Genomic DNA, 440 nt, shown 5'->3' with positions numbered 1-440 from the left:
CCCAAATCACGCAGCCATGAGGCAAATTGAATAGCGAGCGAGTTTGAGTGAACAACACGCCGTCATCATAGGCTGGTGTAATGTTCGTCGCTTTGCCTTGCCACGCCTTATGAGTGGTTTGCACATCAATATTTGGAACAATCAATGAGAGCATTTCTGGCTCAACGTCTTTTACGACTTTCAAGCAGATACGACACCCATCGTAGTATTGTTCTATCCAGATTTTATGTGGAATAGCGTGATCATCCCAACCCAGTTGTAAGATATGTTCCATGACTTTGTCCTTGGTATCTAAGAAGGAAAGGCAGTGCTCAACACTGCCTGAATTAGCTCAAATATTATTCGTAACTTAAACCATGTCCGAACGGGTAAAGGGTGTCGGCTTGATCGTACCCAGGGTAGTCTGAGTCTTGGTTTTGAATGGCTTGGACACTGTTCGC

The 440-nt window shown here is 44.8% G+C and carries 1 protein-coding gene; it reads right to left on the bottom strand.

The annotated features are described in order from the left end of the window. Positions 1–274, bottom strand: a 274-nt coding sequence (locus tag AB4486_RS28015) for a hypothetical protein (protein WP_372120090.1), incomplete at its 3' end; no start/stop codon positions are given. Between the last annotated feature and the right edge of the window lie 166 nt (positions 275–440).

Origin of the sequence: Vibrio sp. 10N.222.55.C6 (assembly GCF_041473395.1) — a bacterium.
Classification (GTDB): Bacteria; Pseudomonadota; Gammaproteobacteria; order Enterobacterales; family Vibrionaceae; genus Vibrio; species Vibrio crassostreae_C.
The sequence above is the reverse complement of the archived record's forward strand: the minus strand, read 5'-3'. Positions and strand labels throughout refer to the sequence as shown.